This is a genomic window from Pseudoalteromonas lipolytica (genome assembly GCF_900116435.1).
Classification (GTDB): Bacteria; Pseudomonadota; Gammaproteobacteria; order Enterobacterales; family Alteromonadaceae; genus Pseudoalteromonas; species Pseudoalteromonas lipolytica.
Genome location: NZ_FPAZ01000014.1, coordinates 25680 through 45102, shown reverse-complemented (window position 1 = coordinate 45102; position 19423 = coordinate 25680). Strand labels below are relative to the sequence as shown.

Genomic DNA, 19423 nt, shown 5'->3' with positions numbered 1-19423 from the left:
ATTCCGATGTCACCTCATCTGTTTAATAACAATAATTATAGGAATGTCTATGCTGAGCATGATAGGACTGTTAGGCGGTTTAATACTGCTGATCATTTTAACGTTGCGTGGGGTAAATTTATTTATTGCCGCGCCAATCTGTGCGCTACTTGTCGCACTCAGTAGTGGCATGGCTATTTTTCCTGTGTCGGCTGACTCAAACTTTATCAATGCCTATATGGACGGCTTTGCTGGTTTCTTAAGTGCGTGGTTCTTTATGTTCTTGCTGGGATCTTTATTCGGTAAGTTTATGGAAGACACGGGTGCGGCAGACAGTGTGGCAAGTTATATTGTGGGTAAACTAGGCATGAAGCACGCGGTGCTTGCTGTGGTGATTGCGTGTGCTGTATTAACGTATGGTGGCGTTAGCGTGTTTATCGTAGCGTTTTCTGTCTACCCAATGGCACTTAGTTTGTTTAAAGATGCCAATTTACCGCGCCGTTTTATTCCAGCGACCCTCGCATTTGGCTCAGTGACCTTTACCATGACCTCGGCTGGTTCACCTGAAATCCAAAACTGGATCCCCGTGAAGCACTTAGGTACCTCGCCTTATGCTGCATGGGAAGTGAGTTTAGTGGTGGCTATTTTCATGGCTATAGCAGGCTATTTTTGGTTAAACAAAATGATCAAAAAAGCGGTGGCTAATGGCGAAACTTTCGAAGCGCGTGATGACGACCCGGTAATAATTGAACGTCGTCGCCCGCACCCAATTACGGGTGTGATCCCTTTGATTGTGGTACTGCTTTTATCATTTACTTTACACGATGTGTTACAGCAAACAGCATTGATCGTTGCGTTGCTGGGAGGGGTGTTAAGTATTGTGATTATTAACTTTAAGCATTTTCACGATATGGGGAATGCCATTAATGTGGGCACAACCGGGGCATTGGTCGCTATTGGTAATACCGCAGCAGTTGTTGGTTTTGGTGCGGTGGCTAAGGTGTCACCTGCGTTTACTGCTGCTGTGGATGTAATGACGCATATGCCTGGCAATGAACTTGTAGGGGCTGCGGTTGCCGTGAGTGTCATTGCGGGTTTAACTGGTTCGGCTTCTGGCGGGCAAGCCATTGCATTACCCCTTGTCGCACCTGGGTATTTAGATATGGGTGTGAACCCAGAGCAACTACACCGTGTGGTGGCAATTAGCTCGGGCGCACTCGACACCTTGCCGCATAATGGCTATGTGGTAACGACAATACGCGCTATCTGTAAAGAAACGCATCAACGCGCTTATTGGTCAATGGCAGCGCTAACAGCGGTTATTCCGCTCATAGGTGTGGCATTGGCACTTGGACTCTTTATTTTATTTTAAGGAACAGCAATGAAAACTAAATTAATAATGTTGCTATGGTTGGTTGTATTTAGTTGCACAGCGTTTGCTGCTGATAACACACCATCTCAGACAATGCTGGTAGAAAAACAGCATTTTACGACAAAGGACTTTACCACTGTCTCTGGCGTGACTTTACCTAAAGTCGATATTGGTTGGGAAAGTTACGGTAAATTAAATGCCAACAAAGATAATGTGATTTTAATTACCCATTATTTTTCGGGTACCTCACATGCTGCGGGTAAATATAAAGCAGATGATGCATTACCAGGGTATTGGGATGCGATCATCGGCCCAGGTAAGGCGATTGATACTAATAAATATTTTGTGATCAGTTCAGACACCTTAGTGAATGCGAATTGGCACGATTCTAATGTGATCACCACAGGTCCAGCATCGATTAACCCAAAAACGGGTAAACCCTATGGTTTGGATTTTCCTGTTGTGACGATCACTGACTTTGTTAATGTGCAAAAGCGTTTATTAGACAGCCTAGGCATTAATAAATTACATGCAGTAATGGGCGCATCTATGGGCTCGTTTCAAGCGCTTGAATGGGCAACACGTTACCCCGATAAAGTAGAGCGTTTAATTCATGTCATTGGTGCGGCAACGATGGACGCATGGACTGTCGCAGCACTTGAAAAATGGGCTTTACCAATTCGCCTTGATAAAAATTGGCAACAAGGTAATTACTATGGCAAAGAGCGCCCGTTAGAGGGGCTTGCTGCAACCATGCTCAATATCACTCAAGATGCAATGCACCCGATTATTTACAATGCCAGTTTCCCAGATTTTAACGTTCTAGATGACGGGGCATTAAAAGACATTCGCACTTTGCCTAAATTAAACCAAGTGCTTGCACAGCGTGCAATGGCGCGTGCGCAAACTCAAGATGCGAACCATGTATTGTATTTGGTCCGGGCATCACAATTATTTACGGCGGGTATGCAAAGTGATTTAACCAGTGCACTTAAAAACGTATCTGCAAAAACCTTACTGCTTCCTGCAAGTAACGACTTATTGCTACGCCCTGAAAACATGCGCGCTGTGTATGAAACCATGAAAGCGCAAGGTAAAGATGTCACGCTTTCTGAAATCGAAGGCGGTTGGGGGCACCTTGATGGCCTGTTCTCAATTGCGCCTAAGGCGCAGCTTATCAGTGAGTTTTTAGAGGAGTAACCCGATGAGCAAAACAGTTTTAATTACCGGTGCTGCCAGTGGTATTGGGCTGTATATTGCCCAGCAACTTGCGATGCAAGGGCATACCATTATTGTCACTGATTTAAATCAACATGCGGCGCAGCAAGCAGCAGCAGGAATTGTAGAGCAAGGCGGCAGCGCTGAAGGCTATGCACTGAATGTGGCAGACAGCACTGCGATAGAGCAATTTTTCACTGAGCTAAATCAGCCGATTGATGTTCTTATTAATAATGCGGGTATCCAGCATGTTGCCAAGCTTGAAGACTTTCCGGCAGATAAATGGCAGTTTTTACAACAGGTAATGCTTGTTGGTCCGGCAATGATGACCAAAGCGGTATTGCCGCGTATGCGTAAGCAAGATTTTGGTCGCATCATTAACATTGGCTCAATTCATGCCATGGTCGCCTCTAAGTATAAGTCGGCTTATATCGCAGCAAAACATGGCTTAATTGGCTTTGCAAAAACCATGGCACTCGAAACGGGTGATGCCAACATCACGATTAATACGGTGTGTCCGGCGTATGTGAAAACCCCGCTGGTGGAGCAGCAAATAGCGTCTCAAGCGAAAGAACATGGCATTTCTGAGCAGCAAGTGATCGACACCATTATGCTTGCACCTATGCCGAAAAAGGCATTTATCGGCTTAGATGAAATACTGCATACCGTGAGCTTTTTAATGGCGGATGCAGCAAGAAACATTACTGCGCAAGCAATCGCCATTGATGGCGGTTGGACAGCACAATAGGAGGAGCCCATGTCTGGTTTTGATAAAGTAGTAACAACGTATAGTGATGCAATGGCAGGCCTTGAAGATGGCATGACTGTCATCGCTGGCGGCTTTGGCTTATGTGGCATTCCCGAAGGTCTAATTGCTGAAATTAAACGTCAAGGCACGCGTGATTTAACCGTCGTGTCGAATAACTGCGGCGTAGATGGTTTTGGCTTAGGTGTGTTGCTCGAAGACAAGCAGATCCGCAAAATGGTGGCGTCGTATGTCGGCGAAAACGCGTTATTTGAGCAGCAATTATTAAACGGTGAGCTTGAGGTTGAGCTCACACCGCAAGGCACCTTAGCTGAAAAAATGCGTGCTGGTGGTGCGGGTATTCCTGCATTTTATACCGCGACGGGTGTGGGTACACCGGTCGCTGAGGGTAAAGAAACCCGCAATATTAATGGTCGCGATTATTTATTAGAGCCAAGTATTACGGGTGACTTTGCGATAGTAAAAGCGTGGAAAGCAGACCGTTACGGCAATTGTATTTATCGACATACGGCAATGAATTTTAACCCGATGGCGGCAACCGCGGGCAAAATTACGGTTCTTGAAGTTGAAGAAATCGTTGAGCCAGGGGAGCTTGAGCCAAGTCAAATTCACACACCGGGTATCTATATTGACCGCGTGATTAAAGGTAAATTTGAAAAACGCATCGAGAAAGTTACCACTAAGCAAGAGAGCCAATAAGGAGCACGCAGATGGCATTATCACGAGAACAAATCGCTAAACGCGTGGCGATGGAATTACAAGACGGTTACTACGTTAATTTAGGCATTGGAATTCCAACCTTAGTCGCGAATTATGTCCCTGATGGCATCGAAGTGATGCTGCAATCAGAAAATGGCTTGCTCGGTATGGGGCCCTACCCAAGCGCAGATCAAGTCGATGCCGATATGATCAACGCTGGTAAAGAAACGGTCACCGCAGCAACGGGGGCGGCTATTTTTAACTCTGCAGAAAGCTTTGCCATGATCCGTGGCGGGCATGTCGATTTAACCGTACTGGGTGCCTTTGAAGTTGACCAAAACGGTAACATTGCCAGTTGGATGATCCCGAAAAAGTTAGTTAAAGGCATGGGAGGCGCAATGGATTTAGTGGCCGGTGCTAAAAACATTATTTGCACCATGACGCACGCCAATAAACACGGTGAATCAAAGCTACTAACAGAGTGTAGTTTACCGCTCACTGGTGTTGGTTGTATTAATAAAGTGATCACCGATTTAGCGTTATTAGAAATTAAAGACGGTGCATTTCATTTATTAGAGCGTGCCCCAGGTGTTTCGGTTGATGAGATTATTGCAAAGACACAAGGCAAACTTATTGTCTCGGGTGAGATTCCTGAGATGGCATTTGATTAGGCGTTTTTTCGCATTATTTCGAATCTCTTTTTATTTTTGGAGACATAAAATGACTCCTTGGCACCTTAACATCACTTTAACGGCACTTTAAAAAGTGCCGCTTATCCTTTGCATATAAAAATTTTATAAAATTGATTGCATTTTAAGCGACTTCTATGGTGATGTTCGCTTTAAGTAATGCTATACTCCCGCCGAATAATTTTTCGACTTTATTAAGAGTAAAATAATGGCAGATTTATCGAAGTACAGAAATATTGGTATTTTCGCCCACGTTGACGCGGGTAAAACTACCACCACTGAGCGTATCCTTAAGCTTACGGGTAAAATTCATAAGACTGGTGAGGTACACGACGGTGAGTCTACTACTGACTTCATGGAACAAGAAGCTGAGCGCGGTATTACAATCCAATCAGCAGCTGTAACTTGTGAGTGGAAAGGCCACCGCTTAAACGTTATCGATACTCCGGGACACGTTGACTTCACAGTAGAAGTATACCGTTCACTTAAAGTACTAGACGGTGGTATCGGTGTATTCTGTGGTTCTGGTGGTGTTGAGCCACAGTCAGAAACTAACTGGCGTTATGCGAACGAATCAGAAGTTGCACGTGTAATCTTCGTAAACAAACTAGACCGTATGGGTGCTGACTTCTATCGCGTAGTTGGTCAAGTAGAAAAAGTACTTGGTGCTAACCCACTAGTTATGACTTTACCAATCGGTATCGAAGACCAATTCTGTGGTGTTGTAGACGTACTTGAGAAAAAAGCATACGTTTGGGACGAGACAGGTCTTCCTGAAAACTACGAAGTACAAGACGTTCCAGCTGACATGGTAGACAAAGTTGAAGAATACCATGAGATGCTAATCGAGTCTGCTGTTGAGCAAGACGACGAGCTAATGGAAGCGTACATGGAAGGTGAAATGCCTTCATTAGAAGAAATCAAGCGTTGTATCCGTAAAGGTACTCGTGATCTTGCGTTCTTCCCAACGTTCTGTGGTTCTGCATTCAAAAACAAAGGTATGCAATTAGTACTAGACGCGGTTGTAGATTACCTACCTGCGCCTACAGAAGTTGATCCACAGCCTCTAACTGATCCAGAAACAGGTGAAGCGACAGGTGAAGTAGCAACAGTTTCTGCTGATGAGCCACTTAAAGCGCTAGCGTTCAAAATCATGGACGACCGTTTCGGTGCACTTACATTCGTTCGTATCTACTCAGGTCGTATGAAAAAAGGTGACACAGTACTTAACTCAGCAACAGGTAAAACTGAGCGTATCGGCCGTATGGTTGAGATGCAAGCTAACGACCGTAACGAGATCTCTGAAGCGCAAGCGGGTGACATCATCGCTGTTGTTGGTATGAAGAACGTTCAAACTGGTCACACGCTTTGTGATCCTAAGCACGAATGTACACTTGAAGCGATGATCTTCCCTGATCCAGTTATCTCAATCGCAGTTGCGCCTAAAGACAAAGGCGGTAACGAGAAGATGGGTATCGCGATCGGTAAGATGGTTGCAGAAGATCCTTCATTCCAAGTTGAAACTGACGAAGATTCAGGCGAAACCATCCTTAAAGGTATGGGTGAGCTTCACTTAGATATCAAAGTAGATATCCTTAAGCGTACTTACGGCGTAGACCTAGTTGTTGGTCAACCTCAGGTTGCTTACCGTGAAACTATCACGAAAGAAATCGAAGATAGCTACACGCACAAGAAACAATCTGGTGGTTCTGGTCAATTCGGTAAAATTGATTACCGCATCAAGCCAGGTGAAGCTAACTCAGGTTTCACATTCACGTCTTCAGTTGTTGGTGGTAACGTTCCTAAGGAATTCTGGCCTGCAGTTGAGAAAGGCTTTAAGTCTATGATGGATGAAGGTGTTCTAGCTGGCTTCCCAGTATTAGACGTTGAAGTAGAACTTTTCGACGGTGCTTTCCACGCAGTTGACTCATCAGCAATCGCGTTCGAAATCGCTGCTAAAGGCGCTTTCCGTCAGTCTATCCCTAAAGCGGGTGCACAACTTCTTGAGCCAATCATGAAAGTTGACGTGTTCACACCAGAAGACAACGTAGGTGACGTAATCGGTGACCTTAACCGTCGTCGTGGTATGATCAAAGACCAAGAAGCAGGCGCAATGGGCGTTCGCATCAAGGGTGAAGTACCACTTTCTGAAATGTTCGGTTACATCGGTCACTTACGTACTATTACGTCTGGTCGTGGTCAGTTCTCTATGGAGTTCTCACACTACGCACCATGTCCACAAAACGTAGCTGAAACTGTAATCGCTGCAGAAAAAGAGAAAAAAGCTGCTAAGTAATTAGCCTTTTAACTTCTTAAAAAAACCCGCACTTGTTGCGGGTTTTTTATTGCCCGCCAAGCACGATTACAAATAACACATCTAAATTAATCTTCTATTCAGTGCTTCTTTATTAATGTTCCCAATATGATCACGACTTTTAGTATTGGTTTTATTTTCATAATTACCAAATAAGTACTAAGTGGTTTGATGTGCATGATTTTTGTACAAATTTATTTTTAATCTAAAAAGCTATGCTTTTTAGTAAGTTGTGAATTAATCATTTTGTTCTAGTCTAAAAGTCTTATTCTGTACCTTGTGTACCTTTTTTGAACGGTGTAGAATTGCCTTGCGAATGATTAGTTAATCATTTTGTATTAAAAGTCCTGCTTATTTTTATTAAAAATTAAAGATATATTCTCATGAAAACGATTAAGTTAAGTCCAAATTGGACCGTACAGGGAAGCAAGTTAGTGCTGGCTAGTCTTGTTGCATTTAGTGTTAACATTATTGGTACGTCATTACTGATGTTTATTTTGCCAGTTTTACTGTTTATCACGGTATTAAACTTTTTGCAGATCCGTTTTTTACACTGCTACAAAGCAGGCATTTGCTATTCTCGTGGTTTTGGTAAGCGTTATATAAATGCTGAAGAGATTAAAGCCATTGAGTTTAAGAAAGTGGCCTTTCTTACGGTGTTTAAGATTAGCCTTGAGAATGGTGAAAAATACCATTTTAGTAATTGGCAAATTAATGAAGAGCAGCAATTAGCAATTACGAAGTTGTATAAAGTAAACAAAGGCTCTAGTACATTTAAGGCACATGTAGAGTGTAAGGCTTAAATCGCAGGATGAATAAAGGCCGCAATTGCGGCCTTTTTAATGTTTATGCTTTAAAGCGGCGGCGTACAGCCACGAAAGGTAAAGCAAGTAAACTCAGCCAGCCAAATGAGCCAGAATCGTCTTCGTCTTCATCGTCAGCTTCATCATTTTTCACATTGATGTAAAGTAGTTGCGCTTCCGATAAGTTACCTGCGCTATCTTCAGCGCGGATCATAAGTGTTAGTTTATTTTCGAACTCATAATCAAGTTCTTTCGTAAGGCTGATTTGACCGAGTGCGTCGATTGATATCGCATCTGCGTTTTCACCAGAAACAATGAATTTTACAACAGGCGTATACTCAGCATCAGCATCGCTGAATTCAAGTTGGCCAATGACAGTACCAATCGCGCTATTTTCAAGTACTTCAAAAGCTTGCTCTGGGCTTATCACTGGGGCTTGTGGCTCAGGAATAGGCTCTGGTGCTGGCTCTGATTTAATATCAATGATGACTGGGTCATGATCCGATGCTCGATAAGCATTGTCTGCATAGAGGCTTGCTTGTTGAGTTGATGACTTGTATTCAAGATTATAGTCTAAGCTAATTGGCTCATCGGCATTGATATGCCAATCTGTCGCTGCAACTACTTTACCAAGCAGTGATTCAGATACTAATGCATGATCAAGGCTACCAATACGACCAGAGAAGCTATAAGAATAACCTAATGTGTTACCATCTAACTCTGTAACAGCACTCTTAAGGCCTTTGTCTGCAAATGCACGGATAGGGTCTTCCATGGCATAAGCGTTCATATCGCCAACCAAAATGACATCGTCATCTGCGACACCCGTAGGATGAGTGGCTAACCAATCTGCATAGGCATTGGCACCCGCAACTCGAATTTCATTCCAACATGCTTGGCCATCGCCTAAATCTGCATTATTGCCTTCGGCACTGCCACAGCCACCTTTTGATTTTAAATGCGCAACAGCAACAGTGAAAACCTCTTCTGTTTCTAGCGATTTAAAACTTTGTGCAATTGGCGGACGATTACTGTAATCAAATGGTGCAACCGTAGTATGCGCGGCTGTGCCAACCTCGGTTACTTTATTTGCACGATAGATAATTGCCGTTGTAATCGCGTCAGTGCCTACTTGTGGGACGTTAAAGTCAACAAAAGCATAACTGTTGTTTACGTCTTCATCATTGAGTGCTGCGACTAGGCTGGCGATAGCGCTATTTTCACCAAAGCCATCGTTTTCGATTTCCATTAAGCCAATCACATCTGCCTGAATTGCAGTGATTGCACTGACGATTTTCGCTTGTTGACGAATAAACTCTTCTTCACTGTCTGCACCGCGGCTAGTAGGGAAACCTGCACCTTGGCCATCACCATTGAAGTAGTTCAGTACATTGAAACTAGCAACACGTAAATCTGCACCTTCGGCCAGCTCAGGAGCGTCTGCACGTGGATTTGTTGTTGTAAAACTAGGTTGCACAGTCGGGTGAATACGGTAACGGTCAAAGCTGTAACCCATTACACCGGTGATAGAATTTACTGTATCGCCTAAACGCAGAGTATTATAAGCATCGAGGCCCGTGCCAGGATAAGCAATTGGATCACGGTTTTGTTTGGTTGAACCATCATCAATTAAGATTTGCTTCTTCAGGTTTTCAGCTTCAATTGCATTCGCAGCATCACCTGGGAGCGCAACTTGCGTGCCTTGGTATAAACGCTCAGTACCTAAGTCAACTTCGCCGTAGCGGCCAAGGCCATAGTTGTTATTAACGACAAGTGGTTGAGAGAGGGTAACGAGCATACCTTCGTAAGCTTCAAGGTCTGCAACGTCAGCAACTGGCAAGGTGATAGCCGTAGCGTCGGTAGTTAAACCTGTCGCACAAATTTCTACTTGGCTAACATCACCCAGTTGTGTTGCGCTGTAGTATTCAGCCACGCTGCCTTTAACACGTACGTGGTCACCAACAGTCACATCAGTATCAGCGAAATAAACGAATACGCCTTCAGAGGTAAGTGGGTTTGCATCGATATCAGCCGCAAGTGAGCCGATGAAGAAACCTTTAAGTTGATCATCACCTTGGAAGTCAGCAGTGACTACGCCTTCAACTTCTACTTCAGTGTTAATAAGTGGGCTATCACCCCCTTCACCTTGAATGGCGCTGATTAAGGTTTTTTCTGCGCCACACACAAGTGGTGTTACTGGTTCTGGCTCAGGTGTTGGTTCACTGCTGTCACCATATAGGCCTAAGTTGCTGAAATCGTCTTGATCGAATTGTTCCCACTCTTCGCTTGGGTTAAAGCCTGCCGTTGCATCGGTACGGCCAGTGGTTACAGTCGTTTTACGACGGAGTGTTTTATTAGCCGTTGTTACTCCCCCCTCAGACCACGCTGAACCTGGATCAACACCGAGTTGACCAAAGCTATCAACAATTGCTCCGTCTTTGCTTAATACCAACGCATCATCACCATTAAAGTAGGTAATGGTTGAATCTGTATCTGCTTTTGCTATTAATTCTGCACTAGCGCCTGCATTAGCAATCACATATGTGCCATTTGCAGCAAGGGTACCGCTTAAGGTGAGGCTGTTATTAGGAGAGGCTAAGTCACCATTTCCATTTGAATACAATGAGATAGTGTAACCATCGAGTGATAACTCAGTGCTTGACGTGTTGTAAAGCTCAACAGCTTTGTTGTTGGCGCTTCCTTCAACGTATTCTGAGATGATTAAGTTGGCTGAGGCAGGCGCGCTCAGGCTTGCAATGACAAGCGCGAGCGGCGTTAATTTAGTATTTATCATTATATTTTCCCGTGTATGTATGATTTGAGTCCCAAATTGGGACACAATACTTTAAGGAAAATCTATGACAAATTGAATACAAAATGTTAATGAAAGTGAAATAATCACTGTTTTTTAGACTATTTACTTTAGGTTAGTTATTTTTTAACCACGTTGCTGCTTGTTTAGCAAAATAAGTGAGGATGCCATCGGCACCTGCACGTTTAAAGGCCAGTAAAGATTCCATGATTATTGCCTCTTCTGCAAGCCAACCATTATCAATGGCTGCTTTATGCATGGCATATTCACCGCTCACTTGATACGCAAATGTTGGTACGCCAAACTCGTCTTTTACGCGACGTACAACATCTAAATATGGCATGCCAGGTTTAACCATCACCATATCTGCACCTTCTTGTAGGTCTAACGCTACTTCACGCAAGGCTTCATCTGAATTTGCTGGATCCATTTGATAGGTTTTTTTGTCGGCACCTTTTAAATTACCTGCTGAGCCTACCGCATCACGGAATGGTCCATAATAGCTTGAAGCGTATTTAGCAGAATACGCCATGATGCGAGTATGGATATGGCCTTGCGCTTCTAATGCTTCTCGAATTGCGCCAATACGTCCATCCATCATGTCAGATGGGGCGACGACATCAGCACCGGCTTCGGCATGTGAAAGTGCTTGTTTTACGAGTATTTCAGTTGTCACATCGTTAATCACATAGCCTTCGTCATCAATAATGCCGTCTTGGCCATGTACAGTGAATGGATCGAGTGCAACATCAGTGATTACACCCAGCTCTGGAAATGCTTCTTTTAGTGCACGCACAGTGCGTTGTGCTAGTGCATCAGGGTTGTAAGCTTCTTCAGCGAGCAGTGATTTTTTATCACTCGGTGTAACAGGAAAAATCGCGACAGCGGGTACACCTAATTCAACAAGCTCTTTGGCTTCTTCTAGCAATAAGTCGATAGAAAGGCGCTCAATCCCCGGCATTGATTCAATGGCTTCACGGCGGTTTTTACCTTCTAACACAAAAACAGGGAAAATAAGATCATTCACGGTTAGTTGGTTTTCAGCCATAAGGCGTCGAGAGAAATTATCACGGCGCATACGGCGCATACGTGTATATGGGAAAAGATCGAGTCCTGATTGGGCCATGCTTTTATACTCCTAGTCTGGTAGAGGATAACTTACTACGCGATTACGGCCTGTTTGCTTTGCGTGATAAAGGGCTTTGTCGGCATAGTCTGTGAATAAACTTGGTTTATTAACGTCTTCTGCAACGGCGCTGAAAACACCGGCACTGAGTGTAAATTTAATCGTTGTTCCGGCAACTATTATATCAGTGTTAGCAGCGGCTTTGCGTATTTGTTCAGCAATTATTAGGGCACCTTCAAGGGGGGTGTTAGGCAAGAGTACAACAAACTCTTCCCCACCATACCGGGCGACTTCATCGAGAGGGCGCTTTAAGTGTTCCTTAATAATATTTGCAGTCGTTTGAATGGTTTGGTCACCGGTTAAGTGGCCAAAATTGTCATTAATCGCTTTAAAATGGTCGATATCGAGCATAATGACGCTAAGCGGAGTTTGTTCCCGGCGGGAGCGGCGAATATCCATTATTAATTTTTTATCGAAATAACGGCGATTTTTCGTTTTCGTTAATGCATCTTCCATATTGAGCTGCTCAAGCTCACGATTTTTGTCTTCAAGCTCACGCAGGGTAACTTGCAGCTCAAATGTTCGCTCTTCAATGTTAGCCTCTAAATCTTGCCGAGCTTGTTCTTGAAGGGCTAAGCGCTCCTGCATTAAGGTATCTTGCGCTTTACTCTCTGCTAATGCGTTTTGTTGTGACACAACTTCGGCATCACGTTGCATCAAGAATAATTTAATAACGGCATAACATAAGCTCAGACTACAAATTAAGAAGCAAACAAACGTAAGAGAAAGCATACCAATATTTAAATTAAATGGGTTAAAGACACCTAAACCACTGTAAATAATCGCAGAGAAAAATGCAGATAAACCAATAAGGAAAGCAATACTTGGTTGCTTGTACGCCTGGTTAAATTGCTTCATGGCAATGATGAAAAACACCAGTAGTAATACAGGCAAGCTGATTAAACACAGTGAGAGTGCAAAATGTTTAGGAAGAAACCACATTAATACTGTTATCAATATCATGGCCCAGGCTAGCCAAAATTGAGTGCGACTCAGGGTTTTATTATCAGTGCTAAAAATATACCGTTGTATAGGAACAAATAGCGCACCACTTATAAAAAATAGACTCGGGATTGCCAACTGCTGGAATGTTAAACCACTCGGTTGTAAGTAGCGGTACCCAAAACCATATATATAAGCAAGTGTTAACCATAATGAGGTTAGTAAAATACCTGTGTAGGCAAAGTAACGGCGTCTTGAAAAACCGTACAGGACAAGGTTAGTGATCGCCAAAGAAAGAATAAAACCAACTAATAATCCATAGAGTAAGTTAAATTTACTTTTATATTTAAGGTATTCAGACGGCTCCCATAGACTAAGTGGGACACGTAATCCGCCCTCATTCTCAACTCTTAAAAATACTTCAGTATGACTTGCTTTAGGCAAAATGAGTGGAACAAGTAAGGACTCATTCTTTATTTGCCGATTTGCAAGCGGCAGTGCGTCGCCAATTTTGGTCTTTGACAGAATGTGCCTACCTTGCACATGAAAAACACTGACTTCATCAAGAAGTGGGTTATCGATCGAGAGAATCAGAGTGAGATCATTCAAGGAGGTATTTTTTATCGATACCTTTAGCCATAAGGGTGTCAGGTTTAAGCCCAAGTTAAGTGTGTCAGCTTGATTTTTTTGCCAGTCGATATCTTTACTGATAAATGCTTGTTGCTGAGTAATAGGCTCGAGCGTGTACTCAACATTTATGATTTGTTGAGACTTAAAGTGCGAGCTAACGGCGATAGGGTTAGCCTTTAAATAATGACTGAATAAAACAACGAAGAGTACGCCACATAGTGACCATAGGCGCTTCATTTTAACCCTTTGTGGTAAATAATGTCTGAAAGTTTAGTGTAGTTTGTTTTGCCACTTCAGTAAATTCACAGCCTTTTAAGTCAGCAATTTGCTGGCATACATAGGTAAGATACTGTGGCTCGTTCCGCCGAGACTTAGGTTTAGGCTTAATGGTTCTTGGCAATAAAAAAGGGGCATCTGTTTCAATAAGCAAACGTTCTAATGGGATGTCGGGCACAAGCGCCTGTAGTTGTTCACCACGGCGTTCATCACACACCCAGCCTGTAACGCCAATATAAAGCCCAAGCGCCAGGTAATTTTGTAATGCTGATGCATCACCTGTAAAGCAATGTAATACGCCACGTACGTTGTAATCGGCTAGAATCTGAAACATATCTTCGCTGGCATCTCGCTCATGAAGATAAACAGGCATGTTAAGTGTTTCAGCAAGTGCCAGCTGTCTTCTTAAAACGCTTCGTTGTACATCACGTGGAGAAAAATCGCGATTGTAATCGAGCCCACATTCACCAATAGCAACCACCTGTGCATGGTTAACAAGTGCGCTTAGCTCACTCTCAAGTGCCTCAGTGGCTGTTTTCGCATCGTGGGGATGAACTCCGGCGGTACACAGCAGATTAAATTGCTTTGCAAGCTGTAATGAGTCATGGCTGCTTTGTAAATCACAGCCAATCAATAGCATTTGCGTTACACCCGCAGCCTCAGCACGCTGTATGACAGCGGCGTGACGATCATCAAATTGATGATTGCTTAAGTTGACGCCAGCATCAACAAGCCGTGTGCTCATTAGTTTGTGCGCTTAACACGAATTGAGCGGTTTTGACCTTCAACTTTCAATAAAAATGAATTAAAAATACCGCGCTCAATCACGACTGTGTCATTGGCTTTTAGACGTAAACTATCTGAGCCAATTTGACGCCATTGTTGACCATTTTTCAGTTCGATGATGAGCTCGCCATACGCGGCTTTTTCAACGCTTTTAACGACGGCACTAATCTCATCATCATTGTCTTTTGTTGCTTCTTTGTGCTCTAGACCAAAATCTTCATTTTTTGTCTTAACAACTTGGTTTGATGAAGCAACTACAGCAGGTGCCGAAACTGCGGCGGCGTTTGTTACAGGCTTTTCAATTTGTTTGTTTGCTGCAGGTTTAGTCAGTGATTTACCTGCCATAATGTTGTCGTAACAAAGCAAGCGATTAAAGTCGTTTTCAACAAAAGTACAGGCTTGCAATGCTTGAATATTAATTTCGTTAGCGTGCGTTGTGCCTGCAACTGTAAGTAGTGCAATAAAGGGAATTAGTTGTTTTTTCATTTATTCCTCTGATTCCTGTTGGGGTTTGGCGGTATAAAATGCAGCCAAAATTAAGCCTAACTCAAATAACAACAGCATGGGTAATGCTAATAATGTTTGTGACAATACATCGGGTGGGGTTAAGAACATGGCTACCACGAACACACCGACCACGATATATGGGCGTTTCTCTTTTAAGCTTTTAGTGGTTGTCGCACCGCTCCAGCATAACAGCATAATGGCAACTGGTATTTCAAAAGCAATGCCAAATGCATAGAAAAGCTTAATAACAAAGCTTAGATAGCTGCCTATGTCAGGGGCTAAGGTCATCATCTCGGGACCTGCTGCAGTGAAAAAAGCCAGTATCATTGGCAGCACGACGAAATAACAAAAGCTGACCCCACCATAAAATAAAAACACACTTGAAATCAAAATGGGTACTAACATTTTTTTCTCATTTTGATACAAGCCGGGTGCGATAAACCCCCAAACTTGGTGCAATATCATGGGTATGGCAATTAAAAAAGCTAAAAACAGAGTAAGTTTAATCGGAACTATAACAACAGAAGTAACATCTGTAGCAATCATGCTTGTGTTACTGGGTAAGTTTGATACTAAGGGTGCAGATATAAAATCATAAATATCGTACATAAAAAATATCAAGACGATAAATACCAGCAAAGTGCTTAGGAGCGCTTTCATGAGTCGATTTCGTAACTCAATTAAATGGCCCACAAAGCCTGAATGAGCTTGCTCAGTCATAGTGTTATAAATACTCTCTAAAATGGACAACTAAAAGAAAAATTAATTTCATTTTTTTTCACTGTTTTCAACTTTCGTTTCTTCTTGGTTGTCTTTTTTGTAGCTGTGGGTGACAGACTGTGCTGCTTTTTGCAGTTCGTTCACAGAGTCTTGCAGTTCAGGTGATAACTCTTTTAAGTTTTGCTGCTCTGCTTTTTTTAAGTTTTCATGAAGTTCATGGATACGGAGTTCTTCGTTTACTTCAGCTTTCACTGAGTTGGCAACTGACTTAAGCGTTTTCATCCAGCGACTAACGGTGCGTATTGCGACAGGCAAGCGCTCAGGCCCTAAGACAATTAGGCCTACAATCAGTACGACAACAAGTTCCCACATCCCCATATTGATTAAACCTTATGGTCGTCTTTGCTTTTTTCTGCGGTCTCTTTGCTTTGCGTATTAGACGCTTGCTCGATCTGCTCGTTGTTGCTGCTGGTTTTATCGTCTTCAGACACGGCTTTTTTAAAGCCTTTTACTGCACTGCCCAAGTCGCCACCAATGCCACGTAATTTTTTAGTGCCAAATAACAATACAATAATTGCTAAGATAATGACTAATTGCCAAATACTGATACCACTAAGCATGGGTTACTCCATATTTTATCAAATTGATTGAATGTACTTGTTTTGATTATACTCACCAAAACATAAATAGCACTTAGTTTATGCGCTGCGCCAAGCTGCAATAAAACCAACCACAGCAAGTCCTGTTGTGATGCCTGCTGCAATTAGGTCATCCTGTAAATAACACAGTCCCGACACAATAAAGCAACTGCCCGCAAAAATGCTCAGGAGCAGAGGTTTTGACGACGACTCCTGCGGCAATTGTACAGGTTGTTGATGACGCTTTAAGTTTTGATAGATTAAATCGGGTAATTCAGGCATTTTTTCAGCCCAGAATGGTAAGTTCGCGTACATTTTTTTCATCACTGCAAGCGGACCCACTTGTTCTTTAACCCATTCTTCTAAAAATGGCTTAGCGGTTTTCCACAGATCAAGCTGCGGATAAAGTTGCCTGCCAAGACCTTCAACATATAACAGTGTCTTCTGTAATAACACCAATTGCGGTTGAACCTGCATATTAAAGCGACGTGCGGTATTAAATAAATTAACCAGTACGTGACCAAATGAAATTTCAGCCAGTGGTTTATTGAAAATGGGCTCACATACTGTGCGAATCGCAAACTCGAATTCTTCAATACTGGTATCTGCGGGGACCCACCCCGAATCAACATGCAGCTGCGCTACTTGGCGGTAATCACGATTAAAAAAGGCAATAAAGTTTTCTGCAAGGTAACGTTTATCTTCTCTATTTAAGGTGCCGACAATGCCGCAATCAATGCCAATATATTGAGGGTTATGGGGCGTCTCGCGAGAAACAAAAATATTGCCCGGATGCATATCTGCATGGAAAAAGCTGTCGCGGAAGACTTGTGTAAAGAAGACCTCGACACCGCGTTCAGCGAGTAATTGCATATTGGTGTTTTGTGCAAGGAGCGCTTCGGTATCAGAGACAGGAATACCATAAATACGCTCCATAACTAAGACATTACTGCGGCTATAATCGCTGTAAACAAAGGGAATATAGAGAGAATCTGAGCCCTCGAAGTTGCGACGTAATTGAATGGCATTCGCGCCTTCGCGCATTAAGTCGAGCTCATCTAGTAAGGTTTTCTTGTACTCATTTACCACCTCAATAGGGCGCAAACGTTTGGCTTCTTTTAAAAGTTTTGCAACGAGCTTAGCGACCTTTTGCATCAGCATTAAGTCGGCGTCTATCTGCTCTTTAATATTAGGGCGAATAACTTTAATAACGACATTTTGCTCTTCACCATGCTCATCTAGCAAGGTTGCCGTATGCACTTGTGCAATGGATGCTGACGCGAGAGGGGTTTTCGAAAAGTCATTAAAAAGCTCACTAATGTCATTTATACCAAGCGCTTTTTCAATCAGTTGCTGAGCAAGCTCTCCTTCGAAGGGCTCAACTTGGTCTTGTAACAAAGCCAGTTCAAGCGCAATATCATGCGGTAATAAATCGCGGCGTGTAGAGAGCATTTGCCCAAACTTAATCCACACAGGCCCTAACTCTTGTAAGGCTAAGCGTAAACGCATCCCCGCAGGTTTATCTTTATGTTGATTGCGTAACCAAAATAAACTGCCTCGCGCTAATGTGGCAAACCAAGGTATTTTTTTACGTGGGATCAGTTCGTCTAAGCCGAAGCTCAGTAATGTTTTTGTGATGTAATACAGACGAGCAGTTGACACACAATATCCTTAGCGCACTAGCATGACTTTAATAAGGCGTTTATTCGCATCTCGAGTTGAGACACTTGGTTCTTTAATTGGCGGTTCTGTTGCTTAAACTCAGCCAGTTCAAGTGGGTGAATTGTCACTGCAAGCTCGTCTTGACATAAGGTGGTCAGTGTATTTTCGAGTTTATTTTTTACGTTCACACCGTGACGTTTCATTGCTTGCAAAGACAGCCATAGCTGCTGTGCTGGTGCGTCGCCAATATAACGTGAAAAATGCTCTGGCCAATCAATATTAAGTGCAGCAAAGGCATTACTAAAGCCTTGAGCTATGTGTAAATCGCCTTGTAAATCTAATTTATCTTGGCGGATTAACTGGGTTAGCATTGCTGGATTTTTCAGCGTGAGCAGAGTGTCAATATCAGCACTGATCATGCAGTCGAAGTGATGCTCTGCAGTGCTATATAAGTGTATTTGCTCATCACTGTATACGCATAAAATGCGCTGTTGCCAATCACGGATCTCAATCAGTAATTGCTTGTCTGAAATAGCCGCTAGGTTGTCCTTTAGAGACGAGTCTAGCTGCAAAACATGATTAATGATTCGTTCTACCAGTGATAACAGAGCATTTGCTAACATCGCGTTACCTACTTAATCTGTTTAATTTTAGTATTTAAAACCACGGTGTAAGGCGACAATACCGCCGGTGAGGTTTTGATAGCTAGTGTGTTCGAAGCCCGCATCTTCCATCATGCTTTTCAGCGTTTCTTGGTCTGGGTGCATACGAATCGATTCGGCTAGGTACTGGTAAGATTCGCTATCATTTGCAACTAGTTGCCCCATTTTTGGCAAAATATTGAATGAATAAAAATCGTACGCTTTGCTGAGCGCTTCATGTTCTGGTTTAGAAAATTCAAGAACGAGTAAACGACCACCTGGTTTAAGGATGCGGTACATTGAGCGCAGCGCTTTGTCTTTGTCAGTTACGTTACGAAGACCAAATGCGATGGTGATTAAATCAAAGCTGTTATCAGGGAATGGCAGCGCTTCAGCATTCATTTGTACGTATTCAATATTGCCTACTCGGCCTAGGTTACGTAACTTTTCACGGCCGACTTTTAGCATTGAAGAGTTGATATCACCCAAGATTACTTGACCTGTTTCACCGACGAGTTGGCTAAACTTCGACGTTAAATCGCCAGTACCGCCTGCAAGGTCTAATACGTAATGGCCTTTGCGAACACCAGAGCTGGCAATTGTTTGACGCTTCCATAAACGATGAATACCGAACGACATAAGATCATTCATAACGTCATATTTTGCAGCGACTGAGTGGAATACATCTGCAACCATAGATGCTTTGTCGTTTTCAGCAACAGTTTTATAGCCAAAATGCGTGGTCTTTTGTTGATTCTCGTTCATGATTTGTCTCTATCGTGG

Annotated in this window: 18 protein-coding genes; 7 read left to right on the top strand and 11 right to left on the bottom strand. The window is 43.0% G+C overall.

What is annotated here, in order from left to right:
• Window positions 1-49: 49 nt before the first annotated feature.
• From BM378_RS14935 to BM378_RS14905, 7 genes are all read left to right on the top strand, one after another.
• On the top strand, window positions 50-1351 hold the full coding sequence (locus BM378_RS14935; RefSeq protein WP_036973562.1) for a GntP family permease: 1302 nt from the start codon (window positions 50-52) through the stop codon (window positions 1349-1351).
• Between the two features lie 9 nt (window positions 1352-1360).
• Window positions 1361-2551 (top strand): E22 family MetX-like putative esterase, encoded by a 1191-nt coding sequence (locus BM378_RS14930; protein WP_074989500.1) that lies wholly within the window; start codon window positions 1361-1363, stop codon window positions 2549-2551.
• Window positions 2552-2555: 4 nt separating this feature from the next.
• Complete coding sequence (locus BM378_RS14925; protein WP_036973558.1) at window positions 2556-3317, top strand: 3-hydroxybutyrate dehydrogenase; 762 nt, start codon at window positions 2556-2558, stop codon at window positions 3315-3317.
• Between the two features lie 9 nt (window positions 3318-3326).
• Complete coding sequence (locus BM378_RS14920; protein WP_065979462.1) at window positions 3327-4034, top strand: CoA transferase subunit A; 708 nt, start codon at window positions 3327-3329, stop codon at window positions 4032-4034.
• Between the two features lie 11 nt (window positions 4035-4045).
• Entirely contained in the window at window positions 4046-4705 is a 660-nt protein-coding gene (locus tag BM378_RS14915; RefSeq protein WP_074989499.1) for a 3-oxoacid CoA-transferase subunit B, read from the top strand.
• Window positions 4706-4931: 226 nt separating this feature from the next.
• Entirely contained in the window at window positions 4932-7019 is a 2088-nt protein-coding gene (fusA, locus tag BM378_RS14910) for an elongation factor G (protein ID WP_036973554.1), read from the top strand.
• A gap of 401 nt (window positions 7020-7420) precedes the next feature.
• Window positions 7421-7840, top strand: a complete 420-nt coding sequence (locus tag BM378_RS14905; RefSeq protein ID WP_036973553.1) for a hypothetical protein — start codon at window positions 7421-7423, stop codon at window positions 7838-7840.
• A 43-nt stretch (window positions 7841-7883) separates the two neighbouring features.
• Here BM378_RS14905 and BM378_RS14900 read toward each other — a convergent pair whose 3' ends face one another.
• From BM378_RS14900 to ubiE, 11 genes are all read right to left on the bottom strand, one after another.
• Window positions 7884-10634, bottom strand: a complete 2751-nt coding sequence (locus BM378_RS14900) for an ExeM/NucH family extracellular endonuclease (protein WP_074989498.1) — start codon at window positions 10632-10634, stop codon at window positions 7884-7886.
• Window positions 10635-10767: 133 nt separating this feature from the next.
• Complete coding sequence (gene hemB, locus BM378_RS14895; RefSeq protein WP_065979460.1) at window positions 10768-11778, bottom strand: porphobilinogen synthase; 1011 nt, start codon at window positions 11776-11778, stop codon at window positions 10768-10770.
• A gap of 12 nt (window positions 11779-11790) precedes the next feature.
• Window positions 11791-13647 carry a sensor domain-containing diguanylate cyclase gene (locus BM378_RS14890; protein WP_074989497.1) on the bottom strand — a complete coding sequence of 619 codons (1857 nt, stop codon included), beginning with the start codon at window positions 13645-13647 and terminating at the stop codon, window positions 11791-11793.
• 1 nt (window position 13648) lies between these two features.
• Window positions 13649-14431 (bottom strand): TatD family hydrolase, encoded by a 783-nt coding sequence (locus BM378_RS14885; RefSeq protein WP_065979458.1) that lies wholly within the window; start codon window positions 14429-14431, stop codon window positions 13649-13651.
• A complete protein-coding gene (locus BM378_RS14880; RefSeq protein ID WP_036973544.1) occupies window positions 14431-14958 on the bottom strand; it encodes a hypothetical protein in 528 nt (175 codons plus the stop codon). The genes BM378_RS14885 and BM378_RS14880 overlap by 1 nt, the downstream gene beginning before the upstream one ends.
• A complete protein-coding gene (gene tatC / locus BM378_RS14875; RefSeq protein ID WP_036973540.1) occupies window positions 14959-15699 on the bottom strand; it encodes a twin-arginine translocase subunit TatC in 741 nt (246 codons plus the stop codon).
• 48 nt (window positions 15700-15747) lie between these two features.
• A complete protein-coding gene (gene tatB / locus BM378_RS14870) occupies window positions 15748-16077 on the bottom strand; it encodes a Sec-independent protein translocase protein TatB (protein WP_036973537.1) in 330 nt (109 codons plus the stop codon).
• A gap of 5 nt (window positions 16078-16082) precedes the next feature.
• Window positions 16083-16319 (bottom strand): twin-arginine translocase TatA/TatE family subunit, encoded by a 237-nt coding sequence (gene tatA / locus BM378_RS14865; protein WP_036973536.1) that lies wholly within the window; start codon window positions 16317-16319, stop codon window positions 16083-16085.
• 78 nt (window positions 16320-16397) lie between these two features.
• Complete coding sequence (ubiB, locus tag BM378_RS14860; RefSeq protein WP_074989496.1) at window positions 16398-17999, bottom strand: ubiquinone biosynthesis regulatory protein kinase UbiB; 1602 nt, start codon at window positions 17997-17999, stop codon at window positions 16398-16400.
• A 17-nt stretch (window positions 18000-18016) separates the two neighbouring features.
• Window positions 18017-18622 (bottom strand): ubiquinone biosynthesis accessory factor UbiJ, encoded by a 606-nt coding sequence (locus tag BM378_RS14855; RefSeq protein ID WP_036973533.1) that lies wholly within the window; start codon window positions 18620-18622, stop codon window positions 18017-18019.
• A gap of 27 nt (window positions 18623-18649) precedes the next feature.
• A complete protein-coding gene (gene ubiE, locus BM378_RS14850; protein ID WP_036973531.1) occupies window positions 18650-19405 on the bottom strand; it encodes a bifunctional demethylmenaquinone methyltransferase/2-methoxy-6-polyprenyl-1,4-benzoquinol methylase UbiE in 756 nt (251 codons plus the stop codon).
• Window positions 19406-19423 lie beyond the last annotated feature (18 nt).

Excerpts from the sequence above, each read along its gene's own strand:
- BM378_RS14935 (WP_036973562.1), top strand. The coding sequence starts at position 50 with ATGCTGAGCATGATAGGACTGTTAGGCGGTTTAATACTGCTGATCATT.
- BM378_RS14930 (WP_074989500.1), top strand. The coding sequence starts at position 1,361 with ATGAAAACTAAATTAATAATGTTGCTATGGTTGGTTGTATTTAGTTGC.
- BM378_RS14925 (WP_036973558.1), top strand. The coding sequence starts at position 2,556 with ATGAGCAAAACAGTTTTAATTACCGGTGCTGCCAGTGGTATTGGGCTG.
- BM378_RS14920 (WP_065979462.1), top strand. The coding sequence starts at position 3,327 with ATGTCTGGTTTTGATAAAGTAGTAACAACGTATAGTGATGCAATGGCA.
- BM378_RS14915 (WP_074989499.1), top strand. The coding sequence starts at position 4,046 with ATGGCATTATCACGAGAACAAATCGCTAAACGCGTGGCGATGGAATTA.
- fusA (WP_036973554.1), top strand. The coding sequence starts at position 4,932 with ATGGCAGATTTATCGAAGTACAGAAATATTGGTATTTTCGCCCACGTT.
- BM378_RS14905 (WP_036973553.1), top strand. The coding sequence starts at position 7,421 with ATGAAAACGATTAAGTTAAGTCCAAATTGGACCGTACAGGGAAGCAAG.
- BM378_RS14900 (WP_074989498.1), bottom strand. The coding sequence starts at position 10,634 with ATGATAAATACTAAATTAACGCCGCTCGCGCTTGTCATTGCAAGCCTG.
- hemB (WP_065979460.1), bottom strand. The coding sequence starts at position 11,778 with ATGGCCCAATCAGGACTCGATCTTTTCCCATATACACGTATGCGCCGT.
- BM378_RS14890 (WP_074989497.1), bottom strand. The coding sequence starts at position 13,647 with ATGAAGCGCCTATGGTCACTATGTGGCGTACTCTTCGTTGTTTTATTC.
- BM378_RS14885 (WP_065979458.1), bottom strand. The coding sequence starts at position 14,431 with ATGAGCACACGGCTTGTTGATGCTGGCGTCAACTTAAGCAATCATCAA.
- BM378_RS14880 (WP_036973544.1), bottom strand. The coding sequence starts at position 14,958 with ATGAAAAAACAACTAATTCCCTTTATTGCACTACTTACAGTTGCAGGC.
- tatC (WP_036973540.1), bottom strand. The coding sequence starts at position 15,699 with ATGACTGAGCAAGCTCATTCAGGCTTTGTGGGCCATTTAATTGAGTTA.
- tatB (WP_036973537.1), bottom strand. The coding sequence starts at position 16,077 with ATGGGGATGTGGGAACTTGTTGTCGTACTGATTGTAGGCCTAATTGTC.
- tatA (WP_036973536.1), bottom strand. The coding sequence starts at position 16,319 with ATGCTTAGTGGTATCAGTATTTGGCAATTAGTCATTATCTTAGCAATT.
- BM378_RS14855 (WP_036973533.1), bottom strand. The coding sequence starts at position 18,622 with ATGTTAGCAAATGCTCTGTTATCACTGGTAGAACGAATCATTAATCAT.
- ubiE (WP_036973531.1), bottom strand. The coding sequence starts at position 19,405 with ATGAACGAGAATCAACAAAAGACCACGCATTTTGGCTATAAAACTGTT.